Consider the following 241-nt stretch of genomic DNA (forward strand, 5'->3'; position numbering starts at 1 on the left):
CAGGAAGCTTTACTTTAGTACCAGGAGAGCCGCCGTTTGTAGTAAATGAACCGAGTAATACGACAATATCTAGGGTAAATAGAGGGTGATTTAATGTTATAAAATCCGTAAATAAGCAAGCAACACAATTAGGGGATACGTTAACTTTTCGTGTGCAAGTTACAAATCCGGGAACGGTATTAGCGACGAATGTGCAGTTTATCGATGTTCCGGCCCCTAGTTTAGAATTCATTCCTGGAAG

At 40.7% G+C, this 241-nt stretch carries 1 pseudogene; it reads left to right on the forward strand.

Going from position 1 to position 241, the window contains the following annotated elements:
* Nucleotides 1-241: pseudogene (locus tag JDS99_RS31465) on the forward strand (DUF11 domain-containing protein); the annotation flags it as partial.

It is taken from the genome of Bacillus cereus group sp. N6, assembly GCF_016483705.1.
In the GTDB taxonomy this organism is placed as follows: Bacteria; Bacillota; Bacilli; order Bacillales; family Bacillaceae_G; genus Bacillus_A; species Bacillus_A wiedmannii.